11 protein-coding genes are annotated in these 18202 nt (G+C 42.1%); all 11 read left to right on the top strand.

What is annotated here, in order from left to right; translation table 11 throughout:
- Nucleotides 1-6: 6 nt before the first annotated feature.
- The gene (locus AXF18_RS00530) at nt 7-711 is read left to right on the top strand and encodes a TIGR02206 family membrane protein (RefSeq protein WP_065371322.1); all 705 of its coding nucleotides are present in this window, start codon (nt 7-9) and stop codon (nt 709-711) included.
- Between the two features lie 236 nt (nt 712-947).
- Nucleotides 948-2318, top strand: coding sequence for a cell division protein FtsA (gene ftsA, locus AXF18_RS00525; protein ID WP_000196345.1), 1371 nt, complete (start codon nt 948-950; stop codon nt 2316-2318).
- A gap of 16 nt (nt 2319-2334) precedes the next feature.
- Nucleotides 2335-3591: a cell division protein FtsZ gene (ftsZ, locus tag AXF18_RS00520; RefSeq protein ID WP_000144261.1), complete on the top strand. Its 1257-nt coding sequence runs from the start codon at nt 2335-2337 to the stop codon at nt 3589-3591.
- A gap of 3 nt (nt 3592-3594) precedes the next feature.
- Entirely contained in the window at nt 3595-4266 is a 672-nt protein-coding gene (locus AXF18_RS00515; protein WP_065371321.1) for a YggS family pyridoxal phosphate-dependent enzyme, read from the top strand.
- Nucleotides 4267-4275: 9 nt separating this feature from the next.
- Nucleotides 4276-4806 carry a cell division protein SepF gene (locus AXF18_RS00510; protein ID WP_065371320.1) on the top strand — a complete coding sequence of 177 codons (531 nt, stop codon included), beginning with the start codon at nt 4276-4278 and terminating at the stop codon, nt 4804-4806.
- Nucleotides 4806-5066, top strand: coding sequence for a YggT family protein (locus AXF18_RS00505; protein ID WP_000576501.1), 261 nt, complete (start codon nt 4806-4808; stop codon nt 5064-5066). Before AXF18_RS00510 ends, AXF18_RS00505 begins: the two co-directional genes overlap by 1 nt.
- Nucleotides 5063-5854, top strand: coding sequence for an RNA-binding protein (locus AXF18_RS00500; RefSeq protein WP_065371319.1), 792 nt, complete (start codon nt 5063-5065; stop codon nt 5852-5854). The genes AXF18_RS00505 and AXF18_RS00500 overlap by 4 nt, the downstream gene beginning before the upstream one ends.
- Before the next feature lie 8 nt (nt 5855-5862).
- Nucleotides 5863-6117, top strand: coding sequence for a DivIVA domain-containing protein (locus AXF18_RS00495; protein WP_000028988.1), 255 nt, complete (start codon nt 5863-5865; stop codon nt 6115-6117).
- A 16-nt stretch (nt 6118-6133) separates the two neighbouring features.
- Nucleotides 6134-6928 carry a DivIVA domain-containing protein gene (locus AXF18_RS00490; RefSeq protein ID WP_001123190.1) on the top strand — a complete coding sequence of 265 codons (795 nt, stop codon included), beginning with the start codon at nt 6134-6136 and terminating at the stop codon, nt 6926-6928.
- A 252-nt stretch (nt 6929-7180) separates the two neighbouring features.
- Entirely contained in the window at nt 7181-9973 is a 2793-nt protein-coding gene (gene ileS, locus AXF18_RS00485) for an isoleucine--tRNA ligase (RefSeq protein WP_065371318.1), read from the top strand.
- Between the two features lie 294 nt (nt 9974-10267).
- Nucleotides 10268-18112 carry a ZmpA/ZmpB/ZmpC family metallo-endopeptidase gene (locus tag AXF18_RS00480; protein WP_065371317.1) on the top strand — a complete coding sequence of 2615 codons (7845 nt, stop codon included), beginning with the start codon at nt 10268-10270 and terminating at the stop codon, nt 18110-18112.
- Nucleotides 18113-18202 lie beyond the last annotated feature (90 nt).

Below are 18202 nucleotides of genomic sequence, written 5' to 3'. Positions count from 1 at the left end.
TAGAATATGAATTTGTGGGATAAATTATTTACCACACAGATATCAGAACCGCCCCAGTTTGAACTCCACTGGTACATTGGTTTGTTATGTTTACTGGCTCTTACTTTCTATGCTTCTTATCGTTTTCGCGATAAAGTGGCTTACCAGCGTTTTATTCAGATCCTTCAGTCTGTTCAACTGATTGTTCTGTATAGCTGGTATTGGGGCAATCTCATGCCTCTGTCAGAAAGTTTGCCCTTCTATCATTGCCGTATCGCCATGTTTGTGATGCTCTTAATTCCAGGGACATCCAAGTACAAACAGTACTTTGCCCTTTTAGGAACTTTTGGAGCAACAGCAGCACTGGCTTACCCACTCTTTGATCCCTACCCATTTCCACACGTGACCATTTTGTCCTTCATTATCGGACATGTTGCCCTTTTAGGAAATGCGCTCCTATACTTGTTTAGAAACTATCAACCTTCCCTTCTCGATTTGAAGAATGTGGTGGTGATTACCTTCGCCTTAAATGGTTTGATATGGGTTGTCAACTTAGTTGTAGGTGGGGACTATGGATTTTTGAGTAAACCACCACTTGTTGGAAGTTTCGGCCAGCCCTTAAATTATCTCATTGTTTCGACTGTTATCGTGATAGCAATTCTCTTAACAGGGAAATTAGTAGAAAATTTTTTACAACAAAAATCGGAAGAATTTATTCAAGAGAAGATCTAAAATGATCTTCTCTTTTTTGGGTTTTTAAGAAGCAAAAAGAAAATTGTGAACGTTAACTTCAAAAAATCTCTTAGAAGAAGAATTTTTCTAGAATTTTCTCAAAAAACATGCAGGAATTTTATCAAAAACTAAGCACGATTGGATTTTTTGTGTTATAATATTCTTTGAATAGCTATGCCCAAACATAGTTATTAAATAGAAGTGAGAAACTTGGAAGACAGAGAGGATGCGATGTAATGACTAGAGATGGTTTTTTTACAGGCTTAGATATCGGAACTAGCTCGATTAAAGTGCTAGTAGCTGAGCATAGAGATGGCGAAGTAAATGTAATTGGTGTTAGTAATGCCAAAAGTAAAGGTGTAAAAGACGGAATTATTGTTGATATTGAAGCAGCTGCTTCAGCAATCAAATCTGCAATCACACAGGCAGAAGAGAAAGCGGGTATTTCTATTAAGTCTGTTAACGTTGGCCTTCCAGCAAACCTCTTGCAGGTTGAACCAACACAAGGAATGATTCCTGTCACTTCAGATACTAAAGAAATCACAGATCAAGATGTTGAAAATGTTGTCAAATCAGCTTTGACAAAGAGCATGACTCCTGACCGTGAAGTGATTACCTTTATTCCAGAAGAATTCATCGTGGATGGATTCCAAGGCATCCGTGACCCTCGTGGTATGATGGGTGTTCGCTTGGAAATGCGTGGTCTGCTTTACACAGGTCCTCGTACGATTCTACACAATCTTCGCAAGACAGTTGAGCGTGTAGGCATTCATGTTGATAATGTGATTATTTCACCTTTGGCAATCGTGAACTCCGTTCTCAATGAAGGTGAACGCGAATTTGGTGCGACTGTCATCGATATGGGTGGAGGTCAAACTACTGTAGCGACTATCCGCAACCAAGAATTGCAGTTCACTAACATCTACCAAGAAGGTGGAGATTACGTTACTAAAGACATTTCTAAAGTCTTGAAAACATCTCAAAAAATTGCAGAAAGTTTGAAACTGAACTATGGTGAAGCTTACGTTCCACTTGCAAGTAACGAAACTTTCCAAGTTGAAGTAATTGGTGAAGTAGAACCTGTTGAAGTAACAGAAAGCTACTTGGCAGAAATTATCTCAGCACGTATCAAACATATCTTTGACCAAATCAAACAAGAGTTGGAAAGAAGACACTTGTTAGATTTACCTGGAGGTATCGTCCTTATCGGTGGAAATGCAATTTTGCCAGGAATTGTTGAATTAGCCCAAGAAGTATTTGGTGTTCGCGTAAAACTTTATGTACCAAATCAAGTTGGAATTCGCAACCCTGCATTTGCGCACGTGATTAGCTTGTCTGAGTTTGCTGGTAAATTGACTGAAGTCAATCTTCTTGCTCAAAAAGCAGTTAAAGGAGATGAATTCCTTCGTCAAAAACCAATCAACTTTGGCATTCCAAATCAACGTTTGAATCCAGTAGCGCAACCAAGTCCAGCACAAGCAGCTCCAGCTGAAACTGTGCAGGAAGCTCCAGTTGCTCCCAAGGAAGAATTCCAAGCAAGTTCTCAAAGTAAACCGAAGCTAACAGAACGTTTCCGTGGTTTGATCGGAAGCATGTTTGATGAATAAAAGAGGATAAGAAATTATGACATTTTCATTTGATACAGCAGCAGCTCAAGGCGCAGTTATTAAGGTAATTGGTGTCGGTGGTGGTGGTGGTAACGCCATCAACCGCATGGTTGACGAAGGTGTTGCTGGTGTAGAATTTATCGCAGCCAACACTGATGTACAAGCCCTTAGCAGTACGAAAGCAGAAACAGTTATCCAACTTGGTCCAAAATTGACTCGTGGTTTGGGTGCTGGAGGGCGTCCGGAAGTTGGACGTAAAGCTGCAGAAGAAAGTGAAGAAGCTTTGACGGAAGCTATCACTGGAGCAGACATGGTCTTTATCACTGCTGGTATGGGTGGTGGATCTGGTACAGGTGCAGCCCCTGTCATTGCACGTATCGCTAAAGATCTTGGTGCTCTTACAGTTGGTGTCGTGACACGTCCTTTCGGATTTGAAGGAAGCAAACGTGGCCAGTACGCTGTAGAAGGAATCAACGAACTTCGCGAGCATGTTGATACTTTGTTGATTATCTCTAACAACAACTTGCTTGAAATCGTTGATAAGAAAACGCCACTTCTTGAAGCTCTTAGCGAAGCAGATAACGTTCTTCGCCAAGGTGTTCAAGGGATTACTGACTTGATCACGAACCCAGGATTGATTAACCTTGACTTTGCTGACGTGAAAACTGTAATGGCCAACAAAGGGAATGCCCTTATGGGTATCGGTATCGGTAGTGGTGAAGAACGCGTTGTTGAAGCGGCTCGTAAAGCAATTTACTCTCCACTTCTTGAAACAACTATCGATGGTGCAGAGGATGTCATCGTCAACGTTACTGGTGGTCTTGACTTGACTTTGATTGAAGCAGAAGAAGCTTCAGAAATCGTCAACCAAGCAGCTGGCCAAGGTGTAAACATCTGGCTTGGAACATCAATTGACGAAAGCATGAAGGATGAAATCCGTGTTACTGTTGTAGCGACAGGTGTTCGTCAAGAGCGAGTGGAAAAAGTAGTTGGAGCTCGTAACAACCAACCAGTTGGACGTCCATCAACTAAAGCGCCACAAGCACACACATTTGACCGTCAATTCGACTTGGAAGAAACAGCAGAATTGCCTAAATCAAGCCCACGTCGTTTTGAAACAAACCAAGCGTCTGCTTTTGGAGACTGGGACTTGCGTCGTGAGTCAATTGTTCGCCAAACAGATCCAGTTGTTTCACCGGTAGAACGCTTCGAAACACCAGTTTCACAAGATGAAGATGAATTGGATACACCTCCATTCTTCAAAAACCGTTAATCAATGAATTTGAAAAAAAATACTGAATTAGTTTTTCAGCAAATAGCTGATGCTAGTCAAGAAGCCAACCGTGCTCTAGATGCTGTTTCAGTAATCGCAGTGACAAAGTATGTAGATGTACAAACAGCGGAAGCCTTGCTTCCGCTTGGTGTCCGTCATATAGGTGAAAATCGAGTCGATAAATTTTTAGAAAAATATCAGGCCTTGAAAGATTACCCAGTTACTTGGCATTTAATAGGAACACTACAGAGACGGAAAGTGAAAGAAGTAATCCCATATGTGGATTACTTTCATGCTTTAGACTCCCTGAAGTTAGCCCAGGAAATTCAAAAGAGAACAGATCATGTTATCAAGTGTTTCTTGCAGGTCAATATTTCTGGGGAAGAAAGCAAGCATGGGTTTTCAAAAGAAGAATTGCTAGAACTTTTGCCAGAATTGGCGAAGTTAGATCAGATTGAGTATGTTGGTTTAATGACCATGGCTCCTTTTGAGGCAGACAGTGATGATTTGAAAGAAATTTTCAAGGATACGCAGGCTCTGCAAGCAGAAATTAGAGAAAAACAAATCCCTAATATGCCGATGACAGAGCTAAGCATGGGAATGAGTCGTGATTTTAAAGAAGCGATTCAGTTCGGCTCAACCTTTGTTCGAATCGGTACAGCATTTTTTAAATAGGAGAGAGCTATGTCTTTAAAAGATAGATTCGATAAATTTATAGATTATTTTACAGAAGACGGAGAAGAAACGACTAACTACCAGATTCAACAAGAGGAAACAGTTAGCCCAGCCATCTCATCTTCTAAAGAATTACCAGCACCTGCTCAGTCAGGATCAGCAAAAGATGCAAATATTACTCGTCTTCATGCGCGTCAGCAAGAATTGGCAATGCAAAGCCATCGTTCAGATGAGAAAGTGACAATTGACGTTCGCTATCCAAGAAAATATGAAGATGCAACTGAGATTGTAGATTTGTTGGCTGGAAATGAAAGTATTTTGATTGATTTCCAATACATGACAGAAGTACAAGCCCGTCGTTGCCTTGATTACTTGGATGGGGCCCGTCATGTCTTGGCTGGAAATATGAAAAAAGTTGCAAGCACGATGTATCTATTGACGCCTGTCAACGTTGTCGTGAATATTGAAGATATCAAGCTTCCAGATGAATCACAAAGCGCTGAGTTTGGTTTTGATATTAAACGAAATAGAGCAAGATAATGATTTTCTTAATCCGTTTAATCCAAAATGCGGTTAGCATTTATTCCATCATTCTCGTTGCATTTGCTCTTCTTTCATGGTTTCCAAATGCCTATGAAAGCCAGCTAGGACGCTTAGTCATCAGACTTGCTCGCCCAGTTATTGAGCCCCTTCGTAAGCTCAATCTACAATTTGCTGGTCTTGATTTTACGGTTTGGGCAGCGCTGATTCTGATTCAATTTGTTGGAAATCTCTTAACACGACTAGTCCTATTACTATGACAGTAAATCGAGCCATTTATCAGCATTTTTCCCAAGATGATATTCCCTTTATTGATAAGGGATTAGAGTGGATCAAGCGGGTGGAAGATACCTATGCGCCGGTACTTACTCCTTTTATCAATCCCCATCAGGAACAGATCTTGAGGGTGCTAGCTGGGACATGTGGACTGGGTTGCCAAAGTAGTGGTGATTTTCTTCCGACGGAGTCGGTTCGTGTTCTTCTCTATCCAGATTACTTTGAACCGGAGATATCAGACTTTGAAATGGCCTTGTTGGAAATTTGCTATCCGAGTAAGTTTGAACAACTGAGTCATGGAAAAATATTGGGAACAATTATCAACCAACTAGGAATTGACCGTAAATTATTTGGTGATATCTTGGTAGATGAAAAGAGAGCACAGATTTTTGTCAATCGTGATTTCATTCCTCTTTTTCAGGATGGAATAAGAAAGATTGGCAGACTTCCTGTATCGCTGGAGGAATGTCCTTTTACCGATAGGATTTTGTCTAAAATTGATTATAGAGAACGAGAAATTTTAGTTTCGAGTTTTCGATTGGATGCCCTCTTATCAAGTGCCTTGAAATTATCTAGAAATCAAACTAGTCAACTGATAGAAAAAAAATCTGTCCAGGTAAACTATCATGTGGTTGAAAAAAGTGACTACCAGGTTGCAGTTGGGGATTTGATCAGTGTGAGAAAGTTTGGTCGTCTAAAAATTGTCAAAGACAATGGTCAGACCAAAAAGGATAAGAAAAAACTAACAGTCCGGCTACTTTTAAGCAAGTGAGAAAAAATATGTCGATTACACCACAAGAAATAAGTGATAAAGCTTTCTCAAGAACATTCAGAGGCTACAATCAGGAAGAAGTTGACCTCTTTCTAGATAAGATTTACTTTGAATTAGAGGAGATGATTCGATACAAAGATGAAACTGAACTCTATATCAAAAAACTAGAAGAACGTCTTTCCTATTATACGAATGATATTCCTAAGAGAACAGTAACAAGCGAGCAAGAACCAGAAGCAATTAATGATTCTATTTTTTATTAAGTAAGTGAGGAAAAGTATGCCAATTACATCGTTAGAAATTAAAGATAAAACCTTTGGCACAAGATTTAGAGGTTTTGACCCAGAAGAAGTAGACGAGTTTCTTGATATCGTTGTTCGTGATTATGAAGACTTGGTTCGTAGTAATCACGATAAAGAGACACACATCAAAAGTTTGGAAGAACGTTTGTCATACTTCGATGAGATGAAGGATTCCTTGAGTCAGTCAGTTTTGATTGCTCAAGATACAGCTGAGCGTGTCAAACAAGCTGCTCAAGAACGTTCAAACAATATTATTCAACAAGCTGAACAGGACGCTCAGCGTTTGCTTGAAGAAGCGAAATACAAGGCAAATGAAATTCTCCGTCAGGCAACAGATAATGCGAAGAGAGTGGCTGTTGAGACAGAAGAGTTGAAGAACAAGAGCCGCGTATTCCATCAACGCCTCAAGTCTACGATTGAAAGTCAGTTAGCAATTGTTGAGTCATCTGATTGGGAAGATATTCTTCGCCCAACAGCTACTTACCTTCAGACAAGTGATGAAGCCTTTAAAGAAGTGGTGGGTGAAGTTCTTGGTGAAACTGTATCTTTACAACCAGAGGAAGAACCTATTGATATGACTCGTCAATTCACACCAGAAGAGGTTGCTGAATTACAAGCTCGTATCGAGGCTGGCAACAAAGAATTAGCTGAGTTTGAAGCTCAACAAAATCAACAGACAGAAGAAAGTGACCAGCATGAAGAGTCAGTTGAAGTAGAAGCTACTGCAACAACTGAGGACGATGCAAACAAAGAATCTGTTCTTATCCTATAAAAAAATGTGAGAACAAGATCCAACCAACTATATTTTCAGCGAGCGGGAGATGGTGAGAGTCCTGCAATCCCTAGTGGTTAGATTATCCTCTCAAGCAATCCAGTCCGAAAACAGTAAGACTAGACGTCCCCCACGTTACGGGAAAAGAGGAAAAGAGACCCTGTCTTTTTTCGAACAAAGGTGGTACCACGATTTTCGTCCTTTTTGCGAATCGTGGTTTTTATTTTGTCATTTTAAATTAAAGGAGTAACAATGAAACTTAAAGAAACCCTCAATCTAGGGAAAACAGACTTTCCTATGCGTGCTGGTCTTCCAACCAAAGAACCAGTTTGGCAAAAAGAATGGGAAGAAGCAAAACTTTACCAACGTCGTCAAGAATTGAACCAAGGAAAACCACATTTCACCTTGCATGATGGACCTCCGTATGCAAACGGAAATATCCACGTTGGACATGCCATGAACAAGATTTCTAAAGATATTATTGTTCGTTCTAAGTCTATGTCTGGATTTTACGCTCCTTACATCCCAGGTTGGGATACACATGGATTGCCAATCGAGCAAGTCTTGGCTAAACAGGGCGTTAAACGCAAAGAAATGGACTTGGTTGAGTACTTGAAACTTTGCCGCGAGTACGCTCTTTCTCAAGTAGATAAACAACGTGAAGACTTTAAACGATTGGGTGTTTCTGGCGACTGGGAAAATCCTTATGTGACTTTGACTCCGGACTATGAAGCGGCTCAGATCCGTGTCTTCGGAGAAATGGCTAAGAAAGGCTACATCTACCGTGGTGCCAAGCCAGTTTACTGGTCTTGGTCATCTGAATCAGCTCTTGCTGAAGCGGAAATTGAATACCATGACTTGCTTTCAACTTCCCTTTACTATGCTAACCGCGTCAAAGACGGAAAAGGTGTCCTAGATGCAGATACTTACATCGTTGTATGGACAACAACTCCTTTTACCATCACAGCATCTCGTGGTTTGACAGTTGGAGCAGATATTGACTACGTAGTCGTTCAACCAGCTGGTGAATCTCGTAAGTTTGTAGTTGCTTCAGAATTGTTGAACAGTTTGTCTGAGAAATTTGGTTGGGCGGATGTTCAAGTCTTGGCGACCTACCGTGGTCAAGAATTGAATCACATTGTGACAGTCCACCCATGGGATACAGCTGTAGATGAGTTGGTGATCCTTGGTGACCACGTTACGACTGACTCTGGTACTGGTATTGTCCATACAGCCCCTGGTTTTGGTGAGGACGACTACAATGTCGGTGTTGCCAACGGCCTTGAAGTTGCTGTAACAGTTAACGAACGCGGTATTATGATGGAAAATGCTGGTCCTGAATTTGCGGGTCAGTTCTATGACAAGGTTGTGCCGACTGTTATCGAAAAACTGGGTGATTTACTCCTTGCTCAGGAAGAAATTTCTCACTCATACCCATTTGACTGGCGTACCAAGAAACCAATCATCTGGCGTGCTGTTCCACAGTGGTTTGCCTCTGTATCTAAATTCCGCCAAGAAATCTTGGATGAAATTGAAAAAGTGAAGTTCCACTCAGAATGGGGTAAAGTTCGTCTTTACAATATGATTCGTGACCGTGGCGACTGGGTTATCTCTCGTCAACGTGCTTGGGGAGTTCCCCTTCCTATCTTCTATGCTGAAGACGGAACGCCAATCATGACTGCTGAGACTATTGAACATGTAGCTCAACTCTTTGAGGAACACGGTTCTATCATCTGGTGGGAACGTGATGCTAAGGACCTCTTGCCAGAAGGATTTACTCATCCAGGTTCACCAAATGGCGAGTTCAAGAAAGAAACAGATATCATGGACGTATGGTTTGACTCAGGTTCATCATGGAATGGAGTAGTGGTCAACCGTCCAGAACTCAAATATCCAGCAGATCTATACCTTGAAGGTTCTGACCAGTACCGTGGTTGGTTCAACTCATCACTTATCACATCTGTTGCTAACCATGGCGTTGCTCCTTACAAACAAATCTTGTCACAAGGTTTTGCCCTTGATGGTAAAGGTGAGAAGATGTCTAAATCTCTTGGAAATACCATTGCTCCAAGTGATGTTGAAAAACAATTTGGTGCGGAAATCTTGCGTCTCTGGGTAACAAGTGTGGACTCAAGCAATGACGTGCGTATCTCTATGGATATCTTGAGCCAAGTCTCTGAAACTTACCGTAAGATCCGTAACACTCTTCGTTTCTTGATTGCCAACACATCTGACTTTAACCCAGCTCAAGACGCAGTAGCTTACGATGAGCTTCGTTCTGTTGACAAGTACATGACCATCCGCTTTAACCAGCTTGTGAAAACGATTCGTGATGCTTATGCCAACTTTGAATTCTTGACAATCTACAAGGCCTTGGTGAACTTCATCAACGTTGATTTGTCAGCCTTCTACCTTGACTTCGCTAAAGACGTTGTTTACATCGAAGGTGCCAAATCACTCGAACGCCGTCAAATGCAGACTGTGTTCTATGACATTCTTGTGAAAATCACCAAACTCTTGACACCAATCCTTCCGCACACAGCAGAGGAAATCTGGTCATATCTTGAGTTTGAAGCTGAAGACTTCGTTCAATTGTCTGAATTACCAGAAGCTCAAACTTTTGCCAACCAAGAAGAAATCTTGGATACATGGTCAGCCTTCATGGATTTCCGCGGACAAGCTCAAAAAGCCTTGGAAGAAGCGCGTAATGCAAAAGTTATCGGGAAATCGCTTGAAGCACACTTGACAGTTTATCCAAATGAAGTGGTGAAAACTCTTCTTGGAGCAGTGGATAGCAATGTAGCTCAACTTTTGATCGTGTCAGAATTGACCATCGCTGAAGGTACAGCTCCAGAAGGAGCAGTTAGCTTTGAGGATGTTGCCTTTACAGTTGAACGCGCTGCAGGTGAAGTTTGTGACCGTTGCCGTCGTATCGACCCAACAACAGCAGAACGCAGCTACCATGCAGTTATCTGTGATCACTGTGCAAGCATCGTAGAAGAAAACTTTGCGGATGCAGTTGCAGAAGGATTTGAAGCCAAATAATCAGATTAGAAATATGTCTTCTCATAGTTTAAGATGAGAGGAAAGGTAAAAGAGAGAAAGTCATTTCTCTCTTTTTTTGCTGGTAAAAGCTTAGGACAAAGATGTAGAAATTCAACATTTTTAGGGAGAGTTTTAAGTTGATTTTTTGAGATTTTTTAAAAAGAGGAGTCGTTTTTCGGTACTTTTAAAAAGCATGTGTTGCTTCTAAAAATCGCGACAAATAATTTGAATAATCAAGTGAAATCGAGTAGAATAGAAAGGATTGAATAATATATTGAAGAGGAAATTTTGAGAATGAAACATCAGTTTTATGGAGAAAAACGACAGCGCTTTTCTTTCCGGAAGTTGTCCGTTGGGCTCGTTTCGGCGACTATTGGAAGCTTCTTTTTGAGTGGGCAAATGGCTGGGGGCTTGACTTCTGTGAAGGCAGCAGAAATTCAAAGTCAGCAGTCTGCTCATGTCAAATACCACTACGTAGTGGAGTCTGAATTGACGGAGGCAGAGAAGAGTGCCTTGATCAGGGAGATTCCAAAGTATGTTGAGGATGCTTCAGAGACTTATTACTTAGTTTATCGTCCGACTACTCAAGGGGATTCATCTGGAGTATTGCCTAAGACAGGTCACTCCGGCCTTTGGGAATCAACTTTTACAGCGATGGGTCTTGCATTACTAGTGCTTGTAGTTGTTAGAGGCAGAAATGGGAAGAGGTATTTATCTTCTATCTTGTTGGTAACTGGAATGGGATCCATACTGCTATCTCCAACAGTCTTAGCAGTGACGAATATCGAGCTCGCTGCATATAATCAAAGTCTTAACTTGGGTCTTGGAGATGCACTGCCAGCGCCATTGAAAATTGACGGTTACGACTATATCGGTTACTTAAAGAATGAAGAACAAAATGATAGTCATTTAGCTCATTCTGTTCAGAAGGAAAATCCGACACTTGACTGGGAGAAAGAGAAGGGAAGTGAACTTAAACCGAGTGAAACAAATCTTGATATGAAAGAGATTGTTTCAGATAAGGGGGATACTTTAACAGAGGAAGAAAGAGAAGCTATAGCTGCTAAGGAGATTGAATTCACACGCTCAACTCCTATTTATGACTTACCAGAACTAAAAATTAGCGAGCAGGAGTCAGTTCAAGAACTTCCTTATCAGACAAAATACCAATATACCGATGAATTGGCTCAAGGGCAATCAAAAGTTATACAATCAGGTGTTCGAGGTCAACGTACAGTAGTGACTCGTCATTTTCGTAAGGATCAAGAAATCGTAAAAAGCGAAATGATTTCTGATCAAGTGACGCTTGAACCTGTTTCTGAAATTATTTTAGTTGGAACAGCTCCAACTAACTTGATACCAAAAGAAACTCCAGTTCACGAAGTTCCAGAATTAGTAGAGTACGGTACAACTCCTGAAACAGCGCCTGTTCATGAAGTTTCAGAATTGACAGAATATGGCACAAACCCTGAGTCATCTCCAGTTCACAAAGTTCCAGAACTGACGGAATACGGTACAACTCCTGAAACAGCGCCTGTTCATGAAGCACCAGAATTGACAGAATACGGAACTAGTCCTGAGACGTCTCCGGTTCGTGAGACTCCAGAACTGACAGAATATGGCACAAGTCCTGAAACATCTCCAGTTCACGAAGTTCCAGAATTGACAGAATATGGCACCAGTTCTGATACGCCTCCAGTTCAAGAGATTCCAGAACTGACAGAATATGGTACAACTCCTGAAACAGCGCCTGTTCACGAAGTTCCAGAATTGGTAGAGTATGGCACCGGTTCTGATACAGTTCCAGTTCAAGAGATTCCAGAACTAACGGAATATGGGACAAATCCTGAAACAGCTCCTATTCATGAGAATTCTGAGTTGGAATTGACTACAAATGATGAGGTTAGAATAGAAAAGATTGATTTTTCTATTGACGAGCAATATACAGATGAAATTCCAGAAGGAAGTCGTCAAATCGCGACTCCGGGTGTTCAAGGTGAACGTACCATTAAGACTCGCGTCTATAGTTCTAACGGTCAAGTTGTTGACCGTCAAGAATTGTCTAATGAGGAAACCTTGGCTCCAGTAACACAAATCGTCAAAGTCGGCACAGCTAAACCCAATATGGTACCAAGTGATGCACCGAAAGCAGATGCTTTGCCAGAGTATCCGCTGACATATACAGATGAAACCCGCGTAGAGAAAATAGCCTTCAACATCGAGGAGCAACATACGGATGAATTGGTTCGAGATACCCGCCAAATTGCAACACCGGGTGTTCAAGGCGAACGTACCATTAAGACCCGCGTCTACAGTTCTAACGGTCAGGAAATCGACCGTCAAGAGTTGTCCAACGAGGAAACTCTAGCTCCCGTAACACAAATCGTCAAGGTCGGCACGGCTAAGCCAAACATGGTACCGAACGATCCACCGAAAGCAGACGCACTGCCAGAGTATCCGTTGACTTATACCGACGAAACTCGTGTAGAGAAAATAGCCTTCAACATTGAAGAGCAGACTACGGATGAATTGGTCCAAGATGCCCGCCAGATCACAACACCAGGTGTTGAGGGAGAGCGCACGATCAAGACCCGTGTCTACAGTTCCAATGGTCAAGTTGTTGACCGTCAAGAACTTTCGAATGAAGAAACCTTGGCTCCGGTAACACAAATTGTCAAAGTCGGAACTGCTAAACCAACCATGGTACCAAATGATGCACCGAAAGCAGATGCTTTGCCAGAATATCCGTTGACATATACTGACGAAACGCGCGTAGAGAAAATCAACTTTAGCATTCGTGAAGAAGAAACGGATGAGCTTGTTCAAGATGCTCGTCAAATCATAACTCCAGGTGTCCAAGGCGAACGAACCATCAAGACTCGTGTCTATAGTTCCAACGGTCAAGTTGTTGACCGTCAAGAGTTAGCTAATGAAGAAACCTTGGCTCCAGTAACACAAATTGTCAAAGTTGGAACTGCTAAACCAACCATGGTGCCGAGCGAGGCGCCAAAAGCAGAGACTCTGCCAGAGTATCCACTGACTTATGCCGATGAAACTCATGTAGAGAAAATAGCCTTCAACATTGAAGAGCAAACTACGGATGAATTGGTCCAAGGTACCCGCCAGATCACAACACCAGGTGTTGAGGGAGAGCGCACGATCAAGACCCGTGTCTACAGTTCCAATGGTCAAGTTGTTGACCGCCAAGAACTTTCGAATGAAGAAACCTTGGCTCCAGTAACACAAATTGTCAAAGTCGGCACAGCTAAGCCAACTATGGTACCAAGCGATGCGCCAAAAGCAGAGGCTTTACCAGAGTATCCGCTAACTTATACCGACGAAACTCGGGTTGAGAAAATCAACTTTAGCATTCGTGAAGAAGAAACCGATGAGCTTGTTCGAGATGCTCGTCAAATCACAACTCCGGGTTCTGAGGGTGAGCGTACGATTAAGACTCGAGTCTACAGTTCCAATGGTCAGGAAATCGACCGCCAAGAGTTGTCTAATGAGGAAACCCTAGCTCCAGTAACGCAAATTGTCAAAGTCGGCACGGCTAAGCCAACTATGGTACCAAGTGATGCACCGAAAGCAGACGCTTTAGAGGAGTTCGATTTAATTTCACTGCATAGTCTCTTGGCAGAAGCGAATCAGATTAAAGCTCAGGCCCGTTATTTCAACGATAGTCAGAGTCATCAAGCTAACTATGATGCTGCTTTGACGGCAGGCCAAGCGATTCTGAGCCAATCCCAAGCCAGCCAAGCAGAAGTCAACCAACTGGTGGAACAAATCAATCAAGCCAAGGCGCAATTAAGTGGTCTTGAAGTTGTTAAAACAGCTCTTCAGACTGAGTACGATTTAAATCCAACGGTTAAAACCTCGGTTAAATATAAGAATGCGGATTCAGAAAAGCAGACAGCTTATACTGACGAATTGACCAAGGCAGAGGGAGTTTTGAACAATCAGACTGCTACACAAGTACAGGTCAACCAAGCTCTTGTTAGCCTGACAGCAGCCAAAGAAGCACTAAATGGAGTGCCTAAAGTCAAGCCGACTGTTTCCATTCTAAGTCTGACTGAGAATGCTGATGATAAGTCGGTGACGGTCCAATATAGATTGGAAGACCAGACCCAGTCCTTCCGTTCAGCGACTGCAGAATTGTACCAGGGAGACCAGCTGATTCGCACTCTTCCGATTACCAACTTTGCTGGCAGCTTGAAAATTGGCGACCTAGACTACTACACAGGCTACACTCTAAAAACCAAGTTGACTTATGAACTCGATAATGGCAGCTTTACTGAGTTTGAAACAGACAGTCGTAACTTTGAGCTAGAATACAAGAAGATTGCCTTCCGTGATATTGATTCTGTTGAGTTTTATCATAAAGAAAATGACCAATACAAGCGCTTTGTATCGATGAGCTCTATGCCTACGGATCTGTCTACCTACTTCGTCAAAATCAAGTCAAGCGAATCCAAGGAAATTCTCCTACCAGTTCACAGCATTGCTGAAGCAGAGAAAGATGGCAAGGCAGTCTATAAGGTTAATGTAGCCCTTCCTGAACTCGTCCAAGAAAGTGAGATAGGATACAAGTCTGGGCACGACTTTTACATCAGTAAGGCAGTCCCAAGTCAGCAAAATGTCTACACCAGCTTTGCTGGATTGGTAGACGCTATGAAGCGAAATATGGCAGGAAATTATGTGTTGGGAGCTGATTTGGATGCGAGCGAGGTCAACCTAGCTCCTGCTGATTATGTCTATCTCAAGGGGAACTTCACCGGCAGTCTGACGGGTAGTCAAAATGGCAAGCAATATGCGATTTACAATCTAGCCAAGCCTTTATTTGAAAACCTCAAGAACGGATCTTCTATTACCAATATCGACTTTAAAGACGTGAATATCGTGGGTACCTATGACTCGGCTGCTCTGGCACGCAATGCGGAGAATGCGCTAATCACAGATGTTTCTGTTCTGGGGAGAGTATCGGTAGTAGGCAACGCCTCTAACGTAGCGGGTCTAGTAGTTAATGGAACCAATACGAAAATCACGAATAGTTCCTTTACGGGGACTATCCTATCTAACAGTCAACAAATCAAAGCTTATAATGTAGGTGGTTTGGTTGCAAACCTTAAAGGAGGAGAATCTCTTCTTAGCCAAAGTAAAGCAGATGTAACGATTATTAGTGGTGCACGATCAAATGAACAACGTATCGGTGGTTTGGTTGGACGTCTAGAAAACAATGCTCGAATCACCAAGTCGTATGTGACAGGAAAACTATATAATGCAACCACTAGCGGTCAAATCGGTGGAGTGGTCGGCTCGAACTACTTTAATGGTTTAGTTGATAATGTGATCAGTAATGTTAGCGGTACAAATGTTTACAGTATTTCTGGGGATCAGGGCTACAAAAACGACCGCATTACGCAAGCATATAAAGTTGCTAAAAGTGAAACCTTGAAAAACGATCAGTTTGTTACTTCTACTATTACTCAAGAAGAAATGGAAGAAAAACTGACTGCTATGGACATCACGACTAGCCTAGATGACACGAATCTAAATATGCGTTATGTCGACTATGGTGAGGTAAACAATGCTCAATTCGACCGTGGATATTCTTATGCAAATATGGAGAAACTGCTTCCTTTCTACAATAAAGAAACCATTGTTTCGTTTGCGAACAAGATCCCGAAAGAGCATAAGTTGAACAAGGAGTACCTACTGGATGTTGTTCCGATGAAGGGCGACCAGGTTATCACTGATATCCATAGCAATAAAACAGCAATCAATCGTTTGATGCTGCACTACATGGACAATACTATTGACTACCTAGAAATATCTTATCAGGGAGATTTCGTCAACCAAGGCATTGCTGAGTATAGTATCAAGGGGTTAGACCTTCTTTATACTCCAGAAGCCTTTGTATCAGATTATACTAGTATTCTAAATCAAGTCCTGCCAGAGTTAAACAAAGTCGTTCTTGATTCGCCAGCTATGCGTACAGCTCTCGGAGTAGCCGCAGATACTTCTTTGGATGAACTATACTTAGACACTGCATTTACGCAAGTGAAAAGCAAGCTATCAGGTGAGCTTCGCAAAGTGCTAGCTATGGATAAAGCTATCAATACTGAAGGTGAAGTAGTTAAGGATTATCTTGTTAAGAAGATTCTTGCTGATAAAGAAGCTTTCCTATTAGGGTTGACTTACCTTAACCGTTGGTATAATATCAACTATGACAACTTTAATGTTAAGGACCTATCGGCTTACAAGTTGGATTTCTATGGTAAGAATGACGTTTCGGTTCTTGATACAATCATTTCTTTAGGGAAATCAGGACTTGAGAATCTAAAGGCTAAGAACAACTATACAGCATATGATAATTCGCTCTCTGAAGCAACTGGCAAGCGAGGACTCTTCAATTACCTTGAAGGCTACCGTCAGCTCTTCCTACCATACAAGACCAATAATGAATGGCTCAAGACCAATACAAAAGCCTACATCGTTGAGGCTAAGTCCGATGTAGCAGAAGCGAGACAGCTTCAGGACGCAGCCGAGGGCAAGAGCAAGTACTCTGTCGGTGTTTATGACAAGATTACTGCAGATAATTGGGAACACAAGGGCATGCTCCTGCCACTCTTGACCATGACGGAGAAAGGTGTCTATGCTATCTCTAATATGTCTACCCTCTCTATGGGAGCTTATGATCGCTACCGCCTGGATGCCAATAACAGAGTGCGCACAGACGCAGAACTAGTTGAATATGTCGAAGACAGAGTGAGAAAAACAGCTGAATACCAGCGCGACCACTATAATTTCTGGTATAAGATTCTCAGTCCAGAAAGCAAGGACAAGCTCTTCCGTTCGGTTCTGGTTTATGATGGATTCTCATTGGTTGACAAGAATGGTCAAAGATATTGGGCTCCAGCTAATGACAAAAAATCACAGGCTATGCAGGAATTCTTTGGACCAGCTGGCAAGTGGTATCCAAGCAAGGGCTATAATGCCTATGCTACGGGTAGTGTAACTCACTTTGATGCTGCTAAATTGTTAGAAGACTATGGAAACTCTGTCTACACCCATGAAATGACCCATAATTCTGACGGTGCAATTTACTTTGAAGGTTATGGCCGTCGTGAGGGCTTGGGTGCGGAACTCTATGCTCGTGGACTCTTGCAATCTTCGCCGAGCGCAGATGAACCAACTATTACGCTCAATACTCTCTTCAAGGTGGACAAGGATTCTAAGACACGTATGCATACCTATAATTTCAAGGAGCGTGTTAAAAATGCAGCAGATCTGCAACACTATGTTCATGGTATGTTTGACATGATCTACACCTTGGACTATCTAGAAGGTACTTCTATGCTGAAGCAGAGTGATGCTGCCAAGTTACAGTGGTTCAGGAAGATGGAGAATTACTATATTACAGATAAGTATGGTAAGGAGACCCACGCTGGTAACCAGACGCGAAGCTTCACTGCTGAAGAAATCAAGCAGCTGAAGACCTTTGATTCCCTGATTGAAAATGATGTGATCACTCGTCGGGAGAACAAGGAAAGTGGGAAATATGGTCGAAATGGCTACCTCAGTCTCAGCCTCTTCTCACCAATTTACTCAGCCTTGAGCAATCCAAATGGAGCACCTGGTGACGTTATGTTCCGTCGCACAGCCTATGAATTACTGGCAGCCAAGGGCTATCATGACGGATTTGTCCCTTATGTTTCCGGTCAGTACTCTCAGGAAGCCTTTGATGAAGGGATGAAAACGTGGGACGGATGGTCCGGAAGAGATGTTGGTCTCGTGACAGACCAGAAAGTCTTGGAAAATGTATTCAAGGGTGAATACACCTCTTGGGTAGCCTTCAAGAAGGCCATGTACAAGGAGCGAATTGATCAGCTGACCAAGCTGAAGCCAATTACCATTGAGTACGAGCTTAAAAATCCAAACAGTACCAAGAAAGTAACCATTCGTTCTTATGCAGAGATGCAGCAGTTGATGGACGCAGCCGTGGCAGAGGATGTACGCAACATTACCAATGCTACTAGCCGTGTCGAAGCTAGCTGGGTTAACCTGCTCAAGAAGAAGATTTACAACGCTTATCTTCGTGAGACAGACGACTTCAGACAGTCTATTTTCAAGAAATAAGGAAACGATTCTGTTTGATTAAAATTTGAAAATTCCTAGGTTTAAGGCTACCTAGGAATTTTTCTGTGGTTTCTCCATGATCTTGTTTGT

The sequence above is a fragment of the Streptococcus sp. oral taxon 064 genome, from assembly GCF_001683375.1.
Taxonomy (GTDB): Bacteria; Bacillota; Bacilli; order Lactobacillales; family Streptococcaceae; genus Streptococcus; species Streptococcus oralis_S.
The sequence above is the reverse complement of the archived record's forward strand: the minus strand, read 5'-3'. Positions and strand labels throughout refer to the sequence as shown.